Genomic DNA, 21,413 nt, shown 5'->3' with positions numbered 1-21,413 from the left:
CCTGCGGTCAGGTGCCGGGCTCGCGGCGATCGGTGGGGCTCAGCGGCGGCGGATGGCGCGCTGCATGCCCTTCATCTTGGCGCCGGGGGGCATCGGGCCCTTCGGCATGGCCGGGCCGCTGCGCGAGCTGAGGGCCGTCAGCCTGCCTTCGATCTGGTCGATCCGCTTGACGTCGATATTGCGCGGCAGCTTGGTGAGGAACTTCTGCAGATCCTTGAGCGGGGTCTGGCCCTCGTCGTTGCCGACGATCACTTCGTAGATGGGGGTGTCACCGACCAGGCGGGCGGTGCGCTTCTTCTCCTGCGCGATGAGCGACTTCACCCGCTGCGGCGAGCCCTCGGCGACGAAGATCACGCCGGGCAGGCCGATGACGCGGTGCACGGCGTCGAGCTGGGTGGTGGCCGCGACGCCGTTGGCGACCCGCCACTTGCCCTGCAGGTTCTCCAGCACCCACGCGGCGGCACCCGCCTGGCCCTCGGCCTTGCGGTAGACGTTCTTCTGCACGCGACGTCCGAAGATGATGAACGCGAACAGCACACCGAGCAGCAGACCAAGCGGCAGCAGGAACCACTGCATGTCGAAGATCAGACCGATGAGGAAGAAGACCACCGTGGTGCCGACGAGTGCGCCGATCATCAGCGGCAGCAGCGCCTTGTCTTCCTTGCGCTGCATGTTGAACGCCTGCCACAACTGCTGACGCCGTTCGCGTGATGCCTGCTTGCGGGCCGCTTTAGCCGCGGCCCTGGCTTCCTTCGACGGCTTGCCGCCCTTGCCTCCTGCCATGTCTCTCAGCTTAGATGCCCCTCCCCCGGCCCGTCGGACCGCATGACGCTCCGACACGAATACGGCGATTCGGACGCCTTCGGCGGCGAACGGGCCGAGCACGGGCAAGAATGCCTAGGATGCGCCCGATCACCGAGAACCCGGCAAGCTCCCCTGTCACCGACGGCGTCGACGACGAGGTCGCCGAACGCTTGGCCGCGGCCCTGCGGTGCGTGACGGTCTCGACCGAGGATCCCGCGCACACCGCCGACGCGGAGTTCGCCCGGCTGGCCGAGCACCTCGAGGCCTCGTTCCCGCGGGTGCACGCCGAACTGACCGTGACCACCTTCGGCCGCAGCAGGCTCTACCGCTGGGACGGCGCCGAGCCAGGGCACGCCTCGGCGATCCTGCTGGCCCACCAGGACGTGGTCCCGGTCGACGATCCGCAGCGCTGGACCCATCCCCCGTTCGCCGGTGTCGTCGACGCGGAGTTCATCTGGGGCCGGGGCGCGATCGACGACAAGAGCCGGGTGCTCGCCGTGCTGGAGGCGGTCGAGTGGGCGCTCGGCACGGGAATCCGTCCGCGGCGCACCGTCTATCTGGCCTTCGGCCACGACGAGGAGGTCTTCGGTGACGGCGGCGCGGTCCGGATGGCCGAGCATCTGCGCGCCGAGGGGGTGCGCGCCGATCTGCTGCTCGACGAGGGCGGGGTGATCACCGACGGCGTCGCCGACGGGGTGGACCGGCCGGTGGCCAGCATCATGCTCGGCGAGAAAGGCTATGCGACGGTGCGGCTTTCGGTCACCGAGACCGGCGGGCACTCGTCGATGCCCGGCAAGCAGACCGCGGTCGGGCGGATCGCGCGCGCCGTCGCGCGGGTGCAGGACCATCCGATGCCGTTGCGGCTGACCCCGGTGATCACCGACATGCTCGCCCGGATGCGGGTCGCCCTGCCCGAACCGCGGCGCAGGCTGCTCGAATTCACCGAGACGCGGGGACTGTCCACGCTCGCCGGGCCGCTCATCGCGCGGATCCTGGCGGCGGGCCCGACCACGGAGGCCCTGGTCCGCACGACGACCGCGCCGACGGTGATCCGGGGCGGCGTGAAGGCCAATGTGCTGCCGCAGAGCGCCGAGGCGCTGGTGAATTTCCGGATCCTGCCCGGTGATTCGGTGTCGGCGGTGCTCGCACACTGCCGCCGGGTGATCCGCGACATCGGTGTTGCGATCGACCTGGTCGGGCCCGCGTCGGAACCCTCGCAGGTCACCGGCCCCGGTCCCGCGTTCGAGCTGATCGCCGAGCTCGCCACCGGCGTTGTCCCCGGCATCGTGACGACCACCGGGATCGTGCCCGGCGCCACCGACTCCCGGCACTACGACGGCCTGGCACAGACCCGCTGCAACTTCGCGCCGATCGTGCTGACCGCGGCCGACCTGGAACGCATCCACGGAACCGACGAGCGGATCTCCAGGCTCAACTACGCTCGACTGATCGAGTTCAACCGGCGCCTGCTCGAGCGGCTCGCGGTGGTGCCAGGCCCCGAAGAAGGAGCGCAGCGATGACGACGGACACAGGCGAATTCACCGGCAACGGCGGCCGGATCGTCTGGCGCGCTTGGCAACCCGAGGCCGCGCCGCAGGGCGTGGTCGTCCTGGTGCACGGGATCGCCGAGCACTCGGGGCGCTACGAGTATGTGGGCGACAAGCTCGCCGCGGCCGGATTCGCGGTGTACGCGCTCGACCACATCGGGCACGGCCTGTCGGAGGGCGCCGCGGCCAATATCGGGTCGATGCACGCCGCCGCCGACAATGTCGCGACGCTGCTCGATGTCGCGGGCACGGCCCACCCCGGGGTGCCGCGCTTCCTGCTCGGACATTCGATGGGCAGCCTGGTGGTGCTGCATCTGGCCACTCGCGGGCCGGTCGACGTGGCCGGGATCGTGCTGTCGGCACCCCCGCTCGACATCCCGCTGGGCAATCCGGTGCAGCGCCTTGCCGCCCCGCTGCTGACCAGGTTCGCCCCGAATCTCGGTGTGCTGACCCTGGATTCGTCGACGATCAGCCGCGATCCCGAGGTGGTGCGCGCCTACGACGACGACCCGCTGGTGTTCCGTGGCAAGCTGCCGGCCCGCACCGCGGTGGAGATCCTGCAGCACACCGCGCTGGTGAAGCAGCGACTCGGCGCGCTCACTGCGCCGCTGCTGGTGCTGCACGGCACCGCCGACACCATCGCCGCGCCGTCGGGGTCGGACCTGATCGAACGCGACAACGGCTCGGCCGACGTGACGGTGCTGCGCTATCCGGGGCTGTTCCACGAGGTGTTCAACGAACCCGAGCGCGATCAGGTCATCGGTGATGTCACCGACTGGCTGTCCCGGCATATTACCGACGAGTAACTTAGAACCTAGTAGACTCCGCCCATGGGAACCACGTCTACCGGCGCCGTCGCCTTCATCCGCGCCAGCTGGCACAGCTCCATCGTCACCAAGGCTCACGAGGGCTTCCTCGCCGAATACGCCGGCCTGGGGTTCGACCCCGCCGTTGTCGAGGTGTTCGACGTCCCCGGCGCCTTCGAGATCCCGCTACACGCCCAGCGCCTGGCCCGCACCGGCCGTTACGAGGCGATCGTGGCCGCGGCGCTGGTCGTCGACGGCGGCATCTACCGCCACGACTTCGTCGCCACCGCGGTGATCGATGGCCTGATGCGTGTGCAGCTCGACAACGACGTGCCGGTGTTCTCGGTGGTGCTCACCCCGCACCACTTCCACGAGCACAGCGAGCACGTCGACTACTACACCAACCACTTCGTGACAAAGGGAGCCGAGGCCGCCCGCGCGGTGGCGAACACCCTCAGCTCCCTGCGGTCACTGCCCGCGGCGCGCTGACTACTTGAACTGGTTCAGGCAGGCCTGTTCGCCGTCGAGGACGCCGGTGCGGAACGCCTCGAGGCGCTGATAGCCGCTCGGCACCACCTTGCCGTTGACGTCGGCGGCCGCGAGGCCGTCGGCGAGCAGGCCGGACACGGCCTCGTCGAGGTCGCCTGCCGACAGGCGCGGATCACTGCTCGGCTCACTGAGTTTCGTGGTCAGCGCACCGGACAGGCACGCGGTGCGCAGACCCGCCGACTCGGCGCCGGTCAGTGACAGCTTGCGATCCTGCTGCACCGCGAGGGCGTAGCGGGACACGAAGACCACCGCGGCGTTGTAGTCGCCGGTGACCACCGCGGACAGCGGCTCCTCCTTGCCACTGGCACCCTCGCCCGCGCGCTTGGCCATGGCGGGCAGGTCGGTGCCGATGGTGTTGCTGCCCGGGCAGTACGACACCGGTTCGGTCGTGGTGGTCGAGGAGCAGTTGCGGGTGACGCCCGCGTAGTCGAACTTCGGCGCGTTCTGCACCGGCATCGACTTGCCCAGCTGGGTGGCCAGCGTGCTCAGGGTCTCCTGGTTCACCGGCAGCTGCTCATCGCGCTCGCCGTCCTCGAAGGTGACCGGCAGGCCGCCGCGGCGCTTCTCGATCTCCTCCTTGTTGATGCCCTTGCAGGACTTGGCGCCCTCGGTGTACCCCATCTGCACCGCGGTGACCCGCTCGAACGCCGAACCGTGCACGGCGTCGGGATCATTGGGGTCGCGGTCGCGCACGGCGACGGTCGCGCCGAGCACGCCGTTGAGGCCGTCGGTGGTGTTGAGGGTGAAGTGCTTGGAGTTGCCCTCGGCGACATGGCGCAGGAAGACACCGGCCAGGCAGTCGGCCTGCTGTTCCTTCACCAGGGCGTCGGTGAGGAAGCCGCGCAGCAGGTCGGCCTGGGACTGGATGGCGTGGCCGTACTCGTGGGCCAGCACCATCACCACCGACATCTCCTTGTACTTGTCGACCAGCAGCGGCAGCAGGACCGAACGGTCCCAGCCGATGGTGTGGTCGAGCGGGCAGTACGCGGCGTTGACCAGCTTGTAGGTGCTGCTCTTGCAGAACTGCACCGATTCCGCCTCCGGCGCCTTGGCCGACCACGAGATGTACTTCGAGGCGGGCTTGAAATTGCCGCGGAAGGTCTTGGAATACTCGGTCTGCCAATACTCTTCGATATCGGCGATGGCGTTGAGCGCGAGCTTGTCGATCTTGCCGTTGTCGCCGTTCTCGGCCTTCTTGTCGGTGTCGGGCACCCCGGGGCGTGATCCGCTCGGCCCGCTGTTCGACGTCGCGCCCGCCACCTCCCACGGGTTGTCCATGGCCGGCACCGCCTGGTCACTGGCGACCGTTGTCGCCGTGCAACCGGATACGAGCATGCCGACGCTCACCAGTGCCGCGGACACGGCAATTCCCCATCGATGTCTGATCATCGGCTGTTCCTCCCCGGGAATGACGCGGACGCCTGGCGGTCCGCTGTCGAGCGCTCACATGGTAAACGAGATCGGTCAGCTGTCCATCCGCACCGAAGCCAGCACCGCGCGGTGATCGGTGCCGGGGATGGTGAGCGTGCGAACCTGTTGCGCCACTCCACCTGCGACGAGAACGTGATCGATGCCGATCACCGGTCCCCACCGCCGATCCGCGGGAAAGGTGAGCAGGATGCCGTCGCCGGTCTGGTCGGCGGCCGACGCGAACGGACCGTCGAGCAGGGCCCGGTAGGCCGAATGATCTTGGGTGGCATTGAAATCCGCGCCGACGATCGCGGGCGCGCTGGTGGCGGCGAGGATCTCGTCGACCCGGCGCATCTCCGCCGACCACGCGGCGAAGTCGAGGTTCGGCGGGATCGGGTGGAAGGCGAAGACCGAGATCGGGCCGCGCTGCGGATGGTCCATCGTCGCGGAGATATTGCTCATGATGAAACCGTCGTATTTCTCGGTGTCGCGCAACGGGTATCGGCTGTAGATGCCGGTGCCACCGCCGCCGGACTTGGCCGGTTCCAGATAGACGTAAGGCAGCAAGCTATCCAGTCCCGCCGTACGCAAGCGCGTGATCGCGTCGACGGTCAGTTCCTCGATGGTGAGCACGTCGACGTTGTTGTCCCGCACCGCAGCGACCACTGCGGCTGGGTCTGCCTGGCCGAAGAGGATATTCGACTGCAACACAACCAGTTCCGGCCCCGCGGCCGCGCGGCTCTCCGGAATGTAGGACGGCACAACCAGCCACAGCGCGCCGACCAGCACCACCACCCCGGCGACCGAGCTGCGCCAGCTCCGCGCGACCAGCAGCAAGATCAACCCGACGACCGCGCCGAGCATCAGCCACATCGCCCCCGAGGCCAGCAACACCATCGACCGCTGCGACCAGTTCCCGACATGCAACACGATCCCGGCCACCGCCGTGATCACTGCGCCCCACCCCAGGACGAGCAAGGCTCGTTCCATCCATTCACGCATCATGCGCCTCACCCTATGCAGGCGACATTGCGGCCCACTTATGGCGGCCTTGAGAGATTTCTGTGGGGCATACACTGGCGCGGAAGGAGGCGGCATGTACATCGAGGAATTCACGGCGGCCGGCCCGCTCACCGAGGACGCGGTCGAGGAGCTGATGACGGTCGCGGGGCGCTACACCTCCGCGCTCACCCTGACCGTCGACGACCGCACCATCCAGCTGCCGGTGCTCCCCGTGTGCTGGACCGAACTCCCGCTCCGCAAGGGCACAGCGGTCACGGTCGAAGCCGCCCGTGGCTACCGCCCGGTCGACACCGAGGACCGCACCGCGCTGCGTGACTTCGTCACCACGTTCCAACGCGCGACCGCTACGCCCTAGAGCGGCAGCCCTGCCTCGATCCAGTTGTAGGCCTGGATCTTTCGGGAGGCCGGGTCGTTGACGACCTGGTTGATGAGGTCGTTGATCTGGTCGGTGGACAGGGGGTAGCCGTAGTGTTCGGCGGCGCCCGCCGAAGCCCAGAGGGACGCGAACAGGCCGGGGCCGCCGAGGAGGTGGGCCAGGGCGGTGGCGACGTCCTCGACCACCTCGATGACGCCGTGGACCAGGGCGATCGCGATGTCCTCGTCGCCGGGGGCGGCGCCGGGGGCCAGTGCGCCGGATTCGACGGCGCGCCGGGCCAGCCAATCGCGGGGCACCAGCGGGGCTGGGCCGATGGCGTCGCCGAGGTAGTAGCGCCACTCCCCCGGATTGCCCTGGTCGAAGGCGTGGATGTAGAAGGTGCGGGTCAGCGCCCACAGGGCGATGTAGCGCAGGGCGACCTGCTCGGGTTCCAGTGCCGCGTCGGGGCTTTCGGCCCGGTCGCGCTCGAGCTGGTTCCAGGCGAAGCGGAACCAGACCTGCTCGGAGTTGCCGACCCAGGTGGCGGGCAGGCGGTCGGCCAGTGCGGCGACGTCGGCGGCGGGGCCGTAGAGGCCGGTGTCACCGGAGGCCTCGACGCGCAGGTTGTCGACATAGCCGCGCAGGGCGTCGACGGAGGTGAACACCGCGTAACCGAGCTGGGCGAGCCGGGTGAGGTCGGCGTTGGCCGGCTCGAGCACCAGCACCACCGGCATGCCGACGCCGGGCTGCAAGCCGTCGGGCCAGAAGGCTTCGGCGACAGCGAGTTCGCGGCCGGTCACCGGGTCGGAGACCTCGCTGTCGAGCAGCGGGAAACCGAAACCGTCGGCGATGAGATCGTCGACGAGCGCGTTCACCTGGTCCACCGCCGGATCGCCGATGGTCACCCCGGCGACGCCGACGGACAGCAGCGTCGGCCGGTGCAGGGTGCCGGTGCGCAACTGCTCGAGGAAGGCGTCGGCGGCCGCGGACAGCAACTTGCGGCGGGCACGGAGGAATTCGCGGTAGTTCTCGACCCGCCACAGCGCCGGATCGGTCGGAATCCATTGTGAGGCGAGCACTCCCGGATGCCTGCGCTCCATCTCGGCGAGGTAGTCGGCGGGCTCGCGTTCGCCGAGCTCCGCTTCCGAGCCGGGGCTGAGGAAGCAGAAGTTGGCGATCGCGTTGATCTCGTTGCGCTCGTATCCGGCATCGCGCAGCGTGGTCTTCGGGAACAGGTAGTGCACCTGCACCGGCGAGCGCTCGCCGAACTGCTCGATGCCGAGCTCGGATCCGGTGCCCAGGTCGCGCGAACCGTCGACGCGGGTCAGCAGGTACAGCAGCGGATAGAACCGCGAGCCCCTGGTGGCGCCGGCGAAATCGTCGGCGCACAGGTCGAGCGAGCCGCCGCGCAGCCGCTCCAGCGAGGCGATGAGCCCGTTGATGCCGCCGCGTTCGAGGGTGTCGTAGTCCTGCTGCAGGAAGGTCTCGGTGGAGCCGCTGAAGCGGCCCCACAGCGCGGAGTGGATGTACCAGTACAGGACCCGGTCGCGGTGCAGGTCGTCGTCGAAGCGGCCGCCGTTGAGGAACAGCAGCCTGGTCACCACGGGAATCGCGTAGCGCCCCATGAGGACTCGGTCGTGGTCGAGGCCGAGGCGACCGGCCACGGTGTCGAGGAAGGTGTCCACCTGGGTGGACGTCGCGGTCAGCGCCTGCTCGAACTCCGCGGGCGAGAGATCGCCGAGGGCGTCGAAGTGCGCGCGGCCGTTGCCGACGGCGATCACGTTGCGCAGCAACCAGTCCAGGGTGAAGGTGTAGCCGTCCTTGTCCCAGCGGATCAGGTGGTCGCGCAGGTTGCCGCGGGCCTGCGGCCACTGTGCGCACAGCGTCGCCAGCGCCAGGTCGCCCTTGGACAGTTTGGTGCCACCGGAGTTGACCCGGTTGAAGATGTCGACGACCTCGTCGACGGTGCGATCGGAGCCGGTGATGGTCTCGACGTTGAACTCGCGGTGGGTGATCTCGCGCAGCTTGTTCAACCGGTCGAGATAGGCGGCGAGGGTTTCCTGCGCGACGTCGGTGAACCGGGGCAGGTAGTGCACCGGGCCGTGCGCGAACAGCTCGGTGACATCGATCCAGGTCGGCGCGGTGTCGCGGCCGGGGATCTGGAACTCGAAAACCTCACGGTCGACGTCGAAATGGAGTCCGGTGAAGGCGACGGCGTCGCCCTCGAAGAACGACGGCGCGCGGCCGCGCAGGATGCCGTAGAGCGTGGTGATGCGCTGCTGACCGTCGAGCAGCAGCTGCCGCAGTCCCGACCCGCCCGCCCCGCCGCGCACGGCGATGTCCTCGGAGCCGGTTTCCCACACCAGGAGTCCGCCGACCGGATACCCGAGATACAGCGACCGCATGAGCCCGCGCACCTGGTCCCTGTTCCACACATAACCGCGCTGGAATTCCGGCAGCAGCACCGCTCCGGAGTCGATCTGGTCGAGCAGGGAGGACAGACGTGTCACGGCAGCCTTTCGATCGCGATCCGGTAGCGCAGGCGCTCCATCCTTACACGGATCGTACCGACAAACACCGACGCGCCAGCGGCCGAACAGGACTCGCGGGTTGACGCTTCGCGCTAGCGCGTATCCGCCACCGCGGCACGGAACGCGTCGGAGGCGTAGAACGGCGCCAGCCTGCGCCGGACCACGGTGTCGAGATAGCCACGCTCGTCGAGCTTTCCGAGCACCGAGGGGCCGAAACGCAAGGCCTCCTCGATCATGTCCTCACGCCCGATGCCGAGCTCGGCGAGCAGTTCGGCCAGTGGGGTGTCGCCGTATTTGTCGAAGACGTGATCGATGCCCTCGTCCAGCAGCGCGTGGAAGTAGTCGGTGTCGCGGAAGGTGCGCCAGAACTCGAAGGTGAGGACGACGGCGTCTTCCACATCGTTGGCCGAGACCAGGTCGCGGAAGCCGCCGACCGCGTCGCCGGTGTGCTTGCGCCAGGTCTCACGAGCGGCGTCGAGCAGGACGTCGTCGGCGTCGTCGCGGTTGCCGCGCAACACGAATCGCGCCCCGGTGCGGGTGAGGCGGCCGACGCCGTTCTCGATCGCGGGCAGCGCGGGCTCGGCCAGCCGGGCGAGCGCGACGCGCAGCGACTGCGCCAGTCCGCCGCCGTCGGCGTGCCTGCCCTCGTCGACCGCGGTGACGACGGCGCGCTGCACGGCTTCGACGCAGGCGTCGACGGTGACCGGGCTGTTGAGTACCAGCCGCACCAGCCGGTGGGAGACCTCCATGTCGGCCACGGCCGAGACCAGCTCGTCGAAGCGGCGGTTGTCCACGACGTCGCCGACCGGGGTCTCGTCCTGGGCGCGGTGGTTGTACAGCCGGGCGGCGATCTCGCCGACTAGTTCGGGGATCGCGCCCTCGACCGGGATCTGCACCGCGTACTTGTGCGCGACGTCCTTGATCTGGTCGCGTGTGACGGCCTCGGCCAGCGTCAGTTCCTGCGCCTCGGCGAGCAGACCGTCCACCTCGTCGACGACGAGTTCGCGGAAACCCGCGGGCTGCAGCAGCTGGTCCTTGGTGAATGCGACGTGCGCGTCGAGCACCCGCAAGGCCAGGTCGACGTGTCCGGAGCGCTCATCGTTCGTCTCACCCATGTCGCCCAGATTGGCATACCGAGCGCCGAGATGTGACCTCGGCGCTCGCCGCCGCGATCCGCGGCCCCGACACGCCGTGTGTCGCCGCAGACTCCGCCCAGATCATTGTGTGATCAAGCCCAACGCGCAGTTTGTCGGTGAGTATGGCATACTAGGTTGCTGAGACTGGGCTGATCACAGAGATCGCCATGGCTCATCTACGGAAAAGACTTTTAAACACCATGACTCAAGGCACTGTTAAGTGGTTCAACGGCGAGAAGGGCTTCGGCTTTATCGCCCAAGACGGAGGCGGCCCCGACGTCTTCGTGCATTACTCCGCCATCGGCGGCTCGGGCTTCAAGTCCCTCGAAGAGGGTCAGCGGGTGGAGTTCGAGGTCGGCCAGGGCCAGAAGGGCCCGCAGGCCCAGGACGTCCGCGCGATCTGATTTCAGCGTGAGCTAGAAAGGCCCCGCACCATTGGTGCGGGGCCTTTCTCATGCCCTCATCCCCCGAAGACCCGCTCCACCACCGCTTTCGCGCGACGGGTGATGCGCATGTAGTTGTCGAGGAACTCGCTGCCGTCGTCGGTGGGCCAGCCCGCCACCCGCGCGACCGCCGATAGTAGACGGCCCGGGCCGGGGAGCTGATCGGTCGGCTTGCCCTTGACCAGGACGAGCGCGTTGCGGGCCGCGGTGGCGGTGATCCACGATTCACGCAGCAGCGCAACGTCTTCGGGCTCGAGGATGCCTTCGACCTCGATGACGTCGAGCGATTGCAGCGTCGAAGTGTTGTGCAGGGCGGGCACCTCGTGGGCGTGGCGCAACTGCAGCAGTTGCACGGTCCATTCGATGTCGGCGAGCCCACCACGACCCAGCTTGGTGTGCGTGGCGGGGTTGGCGCCGCGCGGCAGCCGCTCGGCGTCGACGCGGGCCTTGATGCGGCGGATCTCGCGGACCGCATCGGCCGACACACCGCCCGCCGGGTACCGGATCGGGTCGATGACGTGCAAGAACCGCAAACCCAGGTCCTGATCGCCCGCCACCTGGTGCGCGCGCAGCAGCGCCTGCACCTCCCACGGCTGGGCCCATTGGTCGTAGTAGGCCTGATAGGCCGCCAGGGTGCGGACGAGGGCGCCGTTGCGGCCCTCCGGCCGCAATCCGGCGTCGACCTGCAGCGGCGGATCGGTACTCGGCGCCCCCAGCAGCCGCTGCACCTTCTCGGCGATGCCGACGGCCCACTTCACAGCCGTGGTCTCGTCCTCGCCGGGACGCGGGTCGCAGACGAACAGCACATCGGCGTCGGAGCCGTAGCCGAGCTCCATGCCGCCGAGCCTGCCCATGCCGATCACCGCGAAGTCGGCGGGCGCGGGCGCGCCCCGCTCGGCCTCCGACGCCCGGATGACCGCGCTGAGCGAGGCCTCGAGCACCGCCACCCACACCGAGGACAGCGCGGCGCACACCTGTGGCACGTCGAGCATGCCGAGCAGATCGGCCGAGGCGACGCGCGCCAGTTCGTGCCTGCGCAGCGAACGGGCCGCCGCGACAGCGCGATTCGGGTCGTCGTAGCGGGCCGCCGCGGTCTGGATGCCGCGGGCCACGTCCTCCGGTTGCGGGCCGAGCAGCTGCGGGCCGCCCGGTCCGTCGGCGTACATGCGAATCGTTTCGGGCGCGTTGATCAGCAGGTCGGGCAGGTATTCCGAGGAGCCGAGCACGATCATCAGGCGCTGGGCGATGGCCCCTTCGTCGCGCAGTTCGCGCAGGAACCAGATCTGGTCGTCGAGGCCCTCGGACACCCGGCGGTACGCGAGCAGTCCGGCGTCGGGATTCGGTGTGTCACCGAGCCATTCGAGCAGGGTCGGCAGCAGCAGTGCCTGGATGCGGCCCTTGCGAGAGACGCCACCGGTGAGCGCTTTGAGATGCCCGAGCGCGTTGGCGGGGGCGCCGTAGCCGAGGGCGGCGAGCTGGCGGACGGCGGCGTCGGGGCTCAGCCGCAGCGCGTCGGAGTCGAGCCGGGCGACCGCATCGAGCAGCGGGCGGTAGAACAGCTTGGCGTGCAGCCGCCGCACCCGCAGGGAATTGCGGCGGATGTCGGTCTCGAGCACGCCGACCGCGTCCTGGCGGCCGTCCGGGCGGATGTGGGCGGCGCGGGCCAGCCAGCGCATGCCCTCCTCGTCGTCGGCGGCGGGCAGGGTGTGGGTGCGCTTGAGCCGCTGCAATTGCAGGCGGTGCTCGAGCAGGCGCAGGAATTCGTAGGAGGCGGTGAGGTTGGCGGCGTCGTCCCGGCCGACGTAGCCGCCCGCCGCGAGCGCGGTGAGCGCCTCGACGGTATTGGTGGCGTGCAGCGAGTCGTCGACCCGCCCGTGCACCAATTGCAGCAGCTGCACGGCGAATTCGACATCGCGCAGGCTGCCGGCGCCGAGTTTGAGTTCGCGCTCGCGCAGGTCGGCGGGGACCAGGTCTTCCACCCGGCGGCGCATCGCCTGCACGTCGGCGACGAAGTCGGGACGTTCCGATGCGGTCCACACCATCGGCATCAGCGCGTCGCGGTACTGCTGCCCGAGCTCCAGATCCCCGGTCATCGGCCGGTTCTTCAGCAGCGCCTGGAACTCCCAGGTGCGGGCCCAGCGCTTGTAGTAGGCGAGGTGGGAGTCGAGCGTGCGCACCAGCGCGCCCGCCTTGCCCTCCGGACGCAGGGCCGCGTCGACCTCGAAGAAGGCCGAGCTGGCGACGCTCATCAGCTCCGCGGCCAGCCGGGTCGCGGTCGCGTCGGCCGGTTCGGCGACGAACACCACGTCGACGTCGCTGACGTAGTTCAGTTCGCGCGCACCGCATTTGCCCATCGCGATCACCGCCAGGCGCACCGGCACCGGACCGTTCTTGCACACCCGCGCGACCGCGACCGACAGCGCGGCGGTGAGTGCGGCGTCGGCCAGATCCGACAGATGCCTGCCGACCACCTGATACGGCGGCACCGGCTCGTTCTCGACGGTGGAGGCCAGATCGACCGCGGCCAGCAGCATCAGCTGATCGCGATACCTGCTGCGCAGCAACGCGATCGCCTCGGGCCCGGCGATACCGGCCCGGAACAGCATCGGCCCGGCGTTGTGCCCGGTCTCGGGTTTCGCGTCGACCGCGTCGAGCAGGTCGGCGATCAGTTCGTCGCGGTCGGGAATCCGGTTCTCGCGCAGGATCTTCCACGCGGCGGGTGCGGCGACGAGATGGTCACCGAACGCGGTCGATGAACCGAGCAGCCCGAACAGCCTGCCGCGCAGCGTGATGTCGGAGCGGATCGCCGAATCCAGTTCGGCCCAGTCGTTTCCGAGCGACTCACGCAGCCGCACGAAGGTCGACAGCGCCAGGTCGGCGTCGGGGGAACGCGACAGCGCCCAGAGCACGGGCACGCCGTCGACGTTGTCCCAGCCGAGCTGGTGCAGGGAATCCGCCGCGGTGGGCTCTAGCAAGCCGAGCCTGCCGACGCCGGGAACAGCGGAGCGGGCAGTCGGTGGCCGGACCATGTCCTAAAAGTACAGGGTCCCGGCATCGACTGCGTCACGCCCGGCGCGCCGGACGTGTGTCACAGGCTGAGGTACTCCTTGAGCTCCCACGGCGTCACCTGGCTGCGGTAATCGGCCCATTCCCGGCGCTTGTTGCGCAGGAAGAAGTCGAAGACGTGCTCACCGAGCGTCTCGGCGACCAGCTCCGAACGCTCCATCGCCTGCAGCGCCTCGTCGAGGGTGCCGGGCAGCGAGCGGAAGCCCATGGCGCGACGCTCGGCGTCGGTCAGCGCCCACACGTCGTCCTCGGCCTCGGGCGGCAGGGTGTAGCCCTTCTCGATGCCGCGTAGACCGGCGGCGAGCAGCACCGCGAAGGTCAGGTACGGGTTGCAGGCCGAATCTGGGCTGCGGATCTCGACGCGCCGCGAGGAGGACTTGTTCGGCGTGTACATCGGCACGCGCACCAGCGCCGAGCGGTTGGACCGGCCCCAGGAGGCCGCCGTCGGCGCCTCGCCGCCGTGGATGAGGCGCTTGTAGGAGTTCACCCACTGGTTGCTGATGGCGCTGATCTCGGGGGCGTGCTCGAGGATGCCCGCGATGAACGAGCGCGCCGTCGAGGACAGGTTCTCCGGGTCGTCGGGGTCGGCGAAGGCGTTGGACTCGCCCTCGAACAGGCTCATGTGGGTGTGCATGGCCGAGCCGGGGTACTGGGCGAACGGCTTGGGCATGAACGTGGCGCGCACACCCTCGTCGATCGCGACCTCCTTGATGAGGTAGCGGAAGGTCATCACGTTGTCGGCCATCGACAGCGCGTCGGCGTAGCGCAGGTCGATCTCCTGCTGGCCGGGGGCGCCCTCGTGGTGGCTGAACTCCACCGAGATGCCCATCGACTCGAGCGCGTCGATGGCGTGGCGGCGGAAGTTGGGGGCCGAGTCGTGCACGGCCTGGTCGAAGAAGCCGCCGTTGTCGGCGGGCACCGGCTCGCCGTTCTTGAGGCCGTTCTCCAGCAGGAAGAACTCGATCTCGGGGTGCACGTAGCAGCTGAAGCCCACGTCGGCGGCCTTGTTGAGCTGACGGCGCAGCACGTGGCGCGGGTCGGCCCACGACGGCGAACCGTCGGGCATGGTGATGTCGCAGAACATGCGGGCCGAGTGCTGGTGGCCCTTGGAGGTGGCCCAGGGCAGCACCTGGAAGGTCGACGGATCGGGCCGCGCGACCATGTCCGCCTCGGATACGCGCGCGAAGCCTTCGATGGCCGAACCGTCGAAGCCGATGCCCTCTTCGAAGGCGCCCTCCAGCTCGGCGGGCGCGATGGCGACGGACTTCAGATAGCCCAGCACGTCGGTGAACCAGAGACGGACGAAGCGGATGTCCCGCTCTTCGAGCGTCCGCAGCACGAATTCCTTCTGGCGATCCATACCGGCGAGCGTAAGCACCCGGCGTTAAATCCGTGTTACATACACGCTCGCGTTGTGCGATCTCGTCACATCCTTCGCACATCTCACCCGGACTGACGGCGCGCGGTGCGCCGCGGTGTCGATCAGCAGGCGAGTCCGGTGCCGGGCGCGGCGAGGTCGACCAGGTAGTTGATGACCGCGTCGTCGACGCAGCGGTCGCCCGCGACCAGGGCCGCGGTGTGCCGGTTTCCGCGGAAGGTGATCAGCTCGGCGCCCAGCTGGGCGGCCAGGTCGACACCGGCCTGGTACGGCGTCGCGGGGTCATCGGTGGTGGAGACGACGACCGTGGTCGGCAGGCCCGGGGCGGATACCCGGTGGGGTGTGCTGGTGTTGGGCACCGGCCAGGCGGCGCACAGCTCCAGCGGGGCGGCGCCGGTGCCCTTGCCGTCGTCGAGGAAGGGCGCGGCCTTGCGGTACTCGGCGTCCTGGCGGGCGACGACCGCGGGATCGGTGATCCGGGGATCGTCGACGCAGCGGATGGCGTTGAAGGCGTCCTGGATGTTGGCGTAGGTGCCGTCCTCGCGGCGGCCGTCATACATGTCGGCCAGCTGCAGCAGGGTGTCGCCGCGTCCGTCGCGCAGTTCGGTCAGGCCCTCGGTGAGGATGCTCCACAGGTCGTCGCTGTAGAGGGCCTGCTGGACGCCGGTGATCGCGTCGCCGTAGCTGAGCCCGCGCGGGTCGGTCGTCGCGGCGGGCGTGGTCTCCAGCGGGGCGACCAGTGCGCGGAACCGGGCCACCGACTGCGCCGGATCGGTGCCGAGCGGGCAGTCGGCGCTCTGCGCGCACTCGGCGGCGTAGGCGTTGAACACGCCCTGGAAGCCTGCGGCCTGGCGCAGCGATTCCTGCACCGGGTCCTGGGAGGAGTCGACAGCGCCGTCGAGCACGAGGGCGCGCACGTTCTGCGGGAACTTCTCGGCGTAGGCCGAGCCGAGCCGAGTGCCGTAGGAGTAGCCGAGGTAGCTCAGCTTCGGATCGCCGAGAACCGCGCGCATCACGTCCATGTCCTGGACGACCTCGCGGGTGCCGACATGGGTGAGCAGCTCGGTGCCGCTGCGCTCGACACAGCGGTCGGCGTATTCCCGGTTGTCGGCCTCGGCCTCGGCGATGCCCGCCGGGGTGTTGTCGGTCGGTGGCTCCGCGCGCTCGGCGTCGGCCTGCTGCGGGGTCAGGCACACGATCGCGGGCAGCGAGGACCCGACGCCGCGCGGATCGAAGCCGACCCGGTCGAATCGGTCGGCCAGTTCGGTGCGGTTGCCGACGGTGACCATCGACAGCCCGGAGACACCGGGCCCACCGGGGTTCATCAGCAGCGAACCGATCTTGTCGCCGGTGGCCGGAATCCGCGACATCGCGACCTGGGCGGTCGGGCCGTCCGGGCGGGCGTAGTCGACGGGCACGGTGATCCGCGCGCATTCGGTCTTGGGCGGCAGCCGGTCCTCCGGACTGCCGAAGCCCTCGCACGAACCCCACTCCAGGGGCTGCTCGTAGAACTGGGCCAGACCGTCGGGCGGGGGCGGCAGCTCGGCGCGGGGCGCGCTGGTCTCGGCGCTGGTGCATCCGGAGACGATCAGCGCGCACGCGGCGCCGACGAGCACGACAAACCTGCCACGCTGCACGGTGGGCCCACCTTTCCGCGCCGCACGGCGCACAAACTCGATGCGCCCGAAAGGGCTCGCTTTCACGGTAGCCCAACCACCGCTGTGACCGATCACACCGGCACCGGCCCTTAAAGCGGCTCGGGCCGAGGTGGCACACTGGATTCGTCAGAAAAACCCGGGGACCCGGTACGGGCCTCGAGGAACCAGACGAAAGGGACGATGATGTCCGTATCCGATGAGCAGACCCCTGCCTACGGTGCCACTCCCGCCGAAGCCAAGCCCCGTCGCAAGACCCGCGTCCAGCATCTGCAGCAGATGAAGGCCGACGGCGAGCGCTGGTCGATGCTGACGGCCTACGACTACTCCTCCGCGCGCCTCTTCGAGGAAGCGGGCATTCCGGTCCTGCTGGTCGGCGATTCCGCCGCCAACGTCGTGTACGGCTACGACACCACCGTGCCGATCACCATCGACGAACTGATCCCCCTGGTGCGCGGCGTCGTCCGTGGCGCGCCGCACGCGCTGGTCGTCGCCGACCTGCCCTTCGGCACCTACGAGTCCTCGCCGCAGCAGGCGCTGGCGACCGCCACCCGTTTCATGAAGGAGGGCGGCGCGCACGCGGTCAAGCTCGAGGGCGGCGAACGGGTCGCCGAGCAGATCGCGCTGATCACCGCGGCGGGCATCCCGGTGATGGCGCACATCGGTTTCACCCCGCAGAGCGTCAACACCCTCGGCGGGTTCCGGGTGCAGGGCCGCGGCGACGGTGCCGAGCAGCTCATCGCCGACGCGATCGCCGTGCAGGAAGCCGGCGCGTTCTCCGTCGTCATGGAGATGGTTCCCGCCGAGCTGGCGGGCCAGGTCACCCACAAGCTGACCATCCCGACCGTCGGCATCGGCGCCGGCGCCGACTGCGACGCGCAGGTGCTGGTCTGGCAGGACATGGCCGGTTACAGCAGTGGCAAGACCGCCAAGTTCGTCAAGCGCTTCGGCAATGTCGGCGACGAGCTGCGTTCGGCCGCAGCCGCCTACGCCGACGAGGTCCGCCGGGGCGTGTTCCCCGGTCCGGAACACAGCTTCTGAGTTTCTGGAGCGCTGGCGCGCTCGAGGTCGCGGCCCCTCCTGTCCCGCCGGTCAGGCACCGTTGCTTGCTCCTTCGTCGCCTACGCAACGGCACCTGACCGGCGGGACGGCCGCGACGGCCGCTGCGCGGCCTGCCCCTCCTCGAGGTCGGGGCGTGCGTGGCTGGTTGATGCGGTACGTGGGCGTCTCAGGGTTTCGGCGGGGGGTGTGCCGGGTGGTGACGGGTGGCAGACTCGAGGGCGACATAGTCGACACGAGTAGGGGTATCGATGCCGCATCGCCGTTGGAAGGCCCGTCCCGTGCGCGCGGGCGCGTTCGCCCTGCCGAATCTCGCTGCGGGATCGGTGTTCTGATGCGCGCGCTGTACCCGGCGATCGAGCCGTTCGACAAAGGTCTGCTCGATGTCGGCGATGGCCAGTCGGTGTACTGGGAGGTCAGCGGCAACCCCGACGGCAAGCCGGTGGTGTTCGTGCACGGCGGGCCCGGCGGTGGCACCAGTCCGCTGCAGCGGCGGTTCTTCGACCCCGCGGTGTACCGGATCGTGCTGTTCGATCAGCGCGGATGCGGGCAGTCGGTGCCGCACATCGCCGACGGCGCGAGCCTGGAGGTCAACACCACGCCGCACCTGATCGCCGACATGGAACTGCTGCGCGCGCACCTCGGCATCGAACGCTGGCAGGTCTTCGGCGGTTCATGGGGTTCCACCCTCGGCCTCGCCTATGCCCAGGCCCATCCCGAACGGGTGACCGAACTGGTGCTGCGCGGGATCTTCCTGTTGCGGCGCAAGGAGATCGACTGGTACTACAACGGCGCCGCGGGCAACGTGTACCCGGCCGAGTGGGCGAAATTCCTGGCCCCGGTCCCCGTCGAGGAGCGCGGCGACGACCTGGTCGAGGTGTATCACCGGCTGCTGCACTCCCCCGATCCGCAGGTCTCCCTCGATGCCGCCGTCGCGTGGTCGACGTGGGAAGGCGCGACGAGTTCGCTGCTGCCGCAACCGGATCGGGTCGCCGAGACCGGCGAGGCGCGCTTCGCGCTGGCCTTCGCCCGGATCGAAAACCACTATTTCCGGCACGGCGGATTCCTCGACGAGGGACAGTTGCTGCGTGACCTCGATCGGATCGCCCACATCCCCGGCGTGATCGTGCAGGGCCGTCACGACATCGTGTGTCCCGCCGTGAGCGCCTGGGAACTGCAGCGGGCCTGGCCGGGCTCCACCCTGCACATCGTCGAGGACGCCGGGCACACCGCCCACGAACCCGGCATCACGCATCACCTGGTCGAGGCGACCGATGCGTTCGGGAAGATAGGCTGACATCATGGCGCGCAGGGCCGGAAAAGCCGTCGTCGCGGCGCTCGGCGAGGACATCGACCGACTACTGGCCGCCGAACCCGACGTGCGCGCCGACGCCGACGACTCGGTCCACCAGATGCGGGTGGCCACGCGCAGGCTGCGCAGCGTCCTTCGCTCCTATCGCGACCTGTTCGACGACCATCAGGCCGCGGCGACCGTGACCGAACTGAAGTGGCTGGCCGATCTGCTCGGCGTCGCGCGGGACGCGGAGGTGCGCGCCGCGCGGTTCCAGGATCTGCTCGCCGGGCACGAGGAGGTCCCCACCGAGGTGACCGAGGCGCTGGTCGGGGCATCCAGGGACGCCTACACCGACGCGCACGCGATCGTGCTCACCGAACTGGACGGCATGCGCTACCGCCACCTGGCCGAGGTGCTGCGAGCCTGGCGCACCGAGCCACCGCTGGCCGCCGACCTGGCACACGAGAAGGCCAGCCACGTCTTCGACAAGATCGTGCGCCACGACCGCAAGCGCCTGCGCAAACTCGTCTTCGCCGAACCGACCGCGGCACCGGCCGAGCGAGTCGAAATCCTGCACGATATCCGCAAGGGCGCCAAGCGCTTACGCTATTGCTGCGAGGCCGCGGGCGAGGTCCTCGGCGCCGACGCCACCGATCTGGGCACCCGCGCCAAACGCCTCCAAACCGTCCTCGGCGACCACCGCGACGCCGTCGAATCCCGCGAAGCCATCCTCGCGGCCGCCGCCGGTTCCCACGGCTCCACCGCCACTCTCTACGAGCTCCTCGCCGACACCGAGGAAGCCGCCGCGGGGCGATCCCTGGCCCGCTACCCCGCCACCGCCGCCTTCGTCTCGGCCACCGCGTGAGCGCCGCAGGCACTGCCGGGTGAGGTGTAGCTGGCTACACCGCCGACCCGGTGGCCAGCTCCATCGAGAACGCGGGACGCCCCGGCAACCATAAGAGTCATGACGCACACACCAGCCGAGCCGACCGTGATCATCGGCAGTTCCGGCGAGCAGACCGAGGTGATCGACGGCCTGGCGGACCAGGGCCACCGCGGCGGGGTGCTCGCCACCGTGGCGCAGGCGCCCTTCCGGCTCAGGACCTGGAAGGAGCTCGGCTACCTGATCCTGTCGTTCGTACTCGGCTGCGTGGCCGTGTGCTACCTGTTCTTCGGTTTCGGCGGCGGGCTGTACGCGTCGATCTTCCTCGTCGGCATCCCGCTGCTGGCGGTGATCCTGCTCGGCGGCCGGGTGTGGGGGCGGATCTACCGGTCCCTCGGCGGGGCACTGCTCGGCCTCCGGGTCGAGGCGCCACCGGCCTTCGTCCGTGGGCCGGGCCTGATCGGATTCCTGAAGAGCGCGTTCACCGATCGGGTGAGCTGGCGTGCCGCGCTGTTCCTGCTCGCCCAGTCCGTGCTCGGCGTCGCGGTCGGCTATGTCGTCCTCGTCGTGACCGCGATGGTCGCCTTCACGGCGATCTCCCCGCTTCCGTGGCTGCTGTTCGATCCGGTCCAGGTGGACGAGAGCGGGGTCGAGCGGCACAGCCTCGTGCAGTTCGGTTCGTTCTATGTCGACACCTGGCCCCGCGCGCTGGCCATGTCCGGCATCGGCATCGCGCTGTGTTTCGCGCTGCCGTGGCTGATCCGGGGCGTCTGCTGGGTGCACGCGATGCTGATCACCCACCTGCTGGCGGCGACACCGCGAGACCGGCAGCTGGCCGAGCTGCGCGCCGGCAGGCTGGCCGCGGTCGACGATGCCGCCGCGACGCTGCGCCGGGTCGAGCGCGACCTGCACGACGGCACGCAGGCGCGCCTGGTCACCATCGCGATGGCCCTCGGCAGGGCCGAGGAACGCCTGGCCGCCGGCGGTGATCCCGGCGATCTCGTCGCCGAGGCCCGCGCCGGCGCCAAGGAGGCGCTGACCGAGCTGCGCGAACTGGTCCGTGGGATCCACCCGCCCGCACTCGAACTCGGTCTCGGTCCCGCCCTGGAGACGCTCACCGCCCGCTGCGCGGTGCCGGTCGAGCTGCGCGTCCACCTGCCGCGGCGGCCGAGTCCCGCGATCGAGGCGATCTCGTATTTCTCGGTCGCCGAACTGCTCACCAATGTGGTCAAACACGCACGGGCGACGGAGGTTACCGTCACCGTGATGCCCGATGGCTCGCGTTCCCTGGTGATCACCGTGCGCGACAACGGAATCGGTGGTGCGCACCGTTCCGGCGCGGCGGGTGGCAGCGGGCTGGCCGGTCTGGCGGCCCGCGCCGAGTCCGTCGACGGCACACTCACCGTCGACAGTCCCGCCGGTGGGCCTACCGTGGTGATCATGGTGTTGCCGATGGCGGGTCCGCAGTGAGCGC

The 21,413-nt window shown here is 69.5% G+C and carries 17 protein-coding genes; 9 read left to right on the top strand and 8 right to left on the bottom strand.

What is annotated here, in order from left to right:
- Window positions 1-39 precede the first annotated feature (39 nt).
- Complete coding sequence (locus tag ACWF82_RS31760; RefSeq protein ID WP_378852521.1) at window positions 40-783, bottom strand: DUF4191 domain-containing protein; 744 nt, start codon at window positions 781-783, stop codon at window positions 40-42.
- Between the two features lie 119 nt (window positions 784-902).
- On the opposite strand from ACWF82_RS31760, the gene ACWF82_RS31755 reads away from it, so the two are divergent.
- From ACWF82_RS31755 to ACWF82_RS31745, 3 genes are read left to right on the top strand one after another with little or no spacing between them, the layout of a single operon-like run.
- Window positions 903-2,324, top strand: a complete 1,422-nt coding sequence (locus ACWF82_RS31755) for a M20/M25/M40 family metallo-hydrolase (protein ID WP_452507208.1) — start codon at window positions 903-905, stop codon at window positions 2,322-2,324.
- Window positions 2,321-3,157, top strand: a complete 837-nt coding sequence (locus ACWF82_RS31750) for an alpha/beta hydrolase (protein WP_452507206.1) — start codon at window positions 2,321-2,323, stop codon at window positions 3,155-3,157. The genes ACWF82_RS31755 and ACWF82_RS31750 overlap by 4 nt, the downstream gene beginning before the upstream one ends.
- A 24-nt stretch (window positions 3,158-3,181) precedes the next feature.
- Complete coding sequence (locus ACWF82_RS31745; protein ID WP_189033237.1) at window positions 3,182-3,646, top strand: 6,7-dimethyl-8-ribityllumazine synthase; 465 nt, start codon at window positions 3,182-3,184, stop codon at window positions 3,644-3,646.
- Here ACWF82_RS31745 and ACWF82_RS31740 read toward each other — a convergent pair whose 3' ends face one another.
- Window positions 3,647-5,095, bottom strand: coding sequence for a metallopeptidase (locus ACWF82_RS31740; RefSeq protein WP_452507204.1), 1,449 nt, complete (start codon window positions 5,093-5,095; stop codon window positions 3,647-3,649).
- A 75-nt stretch (window positions 5,096-5,170) separates the two neighbouring features.
- Window positions 5,171-6,121, bottom strand: a complete 951-nt coding sequence (locus ACWF82_RS31735; protein WP_452507202.1) for an endonuclease/exonuclease/phosphatase family protein — start codon at window positions 6,119-6,121, stop codon at window positions 5,171-5,173.
- A gap of 91 nt (window positions 6,122-6,212) precedes the next feature.
- Between ACWF82_RS31735 and ACWF82_RS31730 the strand changes: the two genes are divergently transcribed.
- Window positions 6,213-6,494 (top strand): hypothetical protein, encoded by a 282-nt coding sequence (locus ACWF82_RS31730; protein WP_452507200.1) that lies wholly within the window; start codon window positions 6,213-6,215, stop codon window positions 6,492-6,494.
- On the opposite strand, the gene ACWF82_RS31725 is transcribed toward ACWF82_RS31730, so the two are convergent.
- Entirely contained in the window at window positions 6,491-9,004 is a 2,514-nt protein-coding gene (locus tag ACWF82_RS31725; protein WP_452507199.1) for a GmrSD restriction endonuclease domain-containing protein, read from the bottom strand. The genes ACWF82_RS31730 and ACWF82_RS31725 overlap by 4 nt on opposite strands.
- Window positions 9,005-9,117: 113 nt before the next feature.
- Window positions 9,118-10,140 carry a hypothetical protein gene (locus ACWF82_RS31720; RefSeq protein ID WP_452507197.1) on the bottom strand — a complete coding sequence of 341 codons (1,023 nt, stop codon included), beginning with the start codon at window positions 10,138-10,140 and terminating at the stop codon, window positions 9,118-9,120.
- A gap of 221 nt (window positions 10,141-10,361) precedes the next feature.
- On the opposite strand from ACWF82_RS31720, the gene ACWF82_RS31715 reads away from it, so the two are divergent.
- On the top strand, window positions 10,362-10,565 hold the full coding sequence (locus ACWF82_RS31715) for a cold-shock protein (RefSeq protein ID WP_056821080.1): 204 nt from the start codon (window positions 10,362-10,364) through the stop codon (window positions 10,563-10,565).
- Window positions 10,566-10,621: 56 nt separating this feature from the next.
- On the opposite strand, the gene ACWF82_RS31710 is transcribed toward ACWF82_RS31715, so the two are convergent.
- From ACWF82_RS31710 to ACWF82_RS31700, 3 genes are all read right to left on the bottom strand, one after another.
- A complete protein-coding gene (locus ACWF82_RS31710) occupies window positions 10,622-13,633 on the bottom strand; it encodes a bifunctional [glutamine synthetase] adenylyltransferase/[glutamine synthetase]-adenylyl-L-tyrosine phosphorylase (protein ID WP_452507195.1) in 3,012 nt (1,003 codons plus the stop codon).
- A gap of 59 nt (window positions 13,634-13,692) precedes the next feature.
- Complete coding sequence (locus ACWF82_RS31705; protein WP_452507193.1) at window positions 13,693-15,030, bottom strand: glutamine synthetase family protein; 1,338 nt, start codon at window positions 15,028-15,030, stop codon at window positions 13,693-13,695.
- Window positions 15,031-15,152: 122 nt separating this feature from the next.
- Window positions 15,153-16,685 carry an alpha/beta hydrolase gene (locus ACWF82_RS31700; protein ID WP_452507191.1) on the bottom strand — a complete coding sequence of 511 codons (1,533 nt, stop codon included), beginning with the start codon at window positions 16,683-16,685 and terminating at the stop codon, window positions 15,153-15,155.
- 204 nt (window positions 16,686-16,889) lie between these two features.
- On the opposite strand from ACWF82_RS31700, the gene panB reads away from it, so the two are divergent.
- The 4 genes from panB (at window position 16,890) to ACWF82_RS31680 (ending at window position 21,409) form a co-directional block, all read left to right on the top strand.
- Window positions 16,890-17,744, top strand: a complete 855-nt coding sequence (panB, locus tag ACWF82_RS31695) for a 3-methyl-2-oxobutanoate hydroxymethyltransferase (protein ID WP_452507189.1) — start codon at window positions 16,890-16,892, stop codon at window positions 17,742-17,744.
- Between the two features lie 352 nt (window positions 17,745-18,096).
- Window positions 18,097-19,059, top strand: coding sequence for a prolyl aminopeptidase (gene pip, locus ACWF82_RS31690; protein WP_452507187.1), 963 nt, complete (start codon window positions 18,097-18,099; stop codon window positions 19,057-19,059).
- 4 nt (window positions 19,060-19,063) lie between these two features.
- Window positions 19,064-19,921: a CHAD domain-containing protein gene (locus ACWF82_RS31685; protein WP_452507185.1), complete on the top strand. Its 858-nt coding sequence runs from the start codon at window positions 19,064-19,066 to the stop codon at window positions 19,919-19,921.
- 99 nt (window positions 19,922-20,020) lie between these two features.
- Complete coding sequence (locus ACWF82_RS31680) at window positions 20,021-21,409, top strand: sensor histidine kinase (protein ID WP_452507183.1); 1,389 nt, start codon at window positions 20,021-20,023, stop codon at window positions 21,407-21,409.
- Window positions 21,410-21,413 lie beyond the last annotated feature (4 nt).

It is taken from the genome of Nocardia sp. NPDC055053, assembly GCF_053608285.1.
Note: the sequence above shows the minus strand (reverse complement) of the source record. Positions and strands in the feature narration are given on the sequence as shown.

Excerpts from the sequence above, each read along its gene's own strand:
- ACWF82_RS31710 (WP_452507195.1), bottom strand. The coding sequence starts at position 13,633 with ATGGTCCGGCCACCGACTGCCCGCTCCGCTGTTCCCGGCGTCGGCAGG.
- ACWF82_RS31730 (WP_452507200.1), top strand. The coding sequence starts at position 6,213 with ATGTACATCGAGGAATTCACGGCGGCCGGCCCGCTCACCGAGGACGCG.
- ACWF82_RS31720 (WP_452507197.1), bottom strand. The coding sequence starts at position 10,140 with ATGGGTGAGACGAACGATGAGCGCTCCGGACACGTCGACCTGGCCTTG.
- ACWF82_RS31745 (WP_189033237.1), top strand. The coding sequence starts at position 3,182 with ATGGGAACCACGTCTACCGGCGCCGTCGCCTTCATCCGCGCCAGCTGG.
- ACWF82_RS31750 (WP_452507206.1), top strand. The coding sequence starts at position 2,321 with ATGACGACGGACACAGGCGAATTCACCGGCAACGGCGGCCGGATCGTC.
- ACWF82_RS31740 (WP_452507204.1), bottom strand. The coding sequence starts at position 5,095 with ATGATCAGACATCGATGGGGAATTGCCGTGTCCGCGGCACTGGTGAGC.
- ACWF82_RS31735 (WP_452507202.1), bottom strand. The coding sequence starts at position 6,121 with ATGATGCGTGAATGGATGGAACGAGCCTTGCTCGTCCTGGGGTGGGGC.
- ACWF82_RS31760 (WP_378852521.1), bottom strand. The coding sequence starts at position 783 with ATGGCAGGAGGCAAGGGCGGCAAGCCGTCGAAGGAAGCCAGGGCCGCG.
- ACWF82_RS31705 (WP_452507193.1), bottom strand. The coding sequence starts at position 15,030 with ATGGATCGCCAGAAGGAATTCGTGCTGCGGACGCTCGAAGAGCGGGAC.
- ACWF82_RS31755 (WP_452507208.1), top strand. The coding sequence starts at position 903 with ATGCGCCCGATCACCGAGAACCCGGCAAGCTCCCCTGTCACCGACGGC.
- panB (WP_452507189.1), top strand. The coding sequence starts at position 16,890 with ATGTCCGTATCCGATGAGCAGACCCCTGCCTACGGTGCCACTCCCGCC.
- pip (WP_452507187.1), top strand. The coding sequence starts at position 18,097 with ATGCGCGCGCTGTACCCGGCGATCGAGCCGTTCGACAAAGGTCTGCTC.
- ACWF82_RS31685 (WP_452507185.1), top strand. The coding sequence starts at position 19,064 with ATGGCGCGCAGGGCCGGAAAAGCCGTCGTCGCGGCGCTCGGCGAGGAC.
- ACWF82_RS31715 (WP_056821080.1), top strand. The coding sequence starts at position 10,362 with ATGACTCAAGGCACTGTTAAGTGGTTCAACGGCGAGAAGGGCTTCGGC.
- ACWF82_RS31680 (WP_452507183.1), top strand. The coding sequence starts at position 20,021 with ATGACGCACACACCAGCCGAGCCGACCGTGATCATCGGCAGTTCCGGC.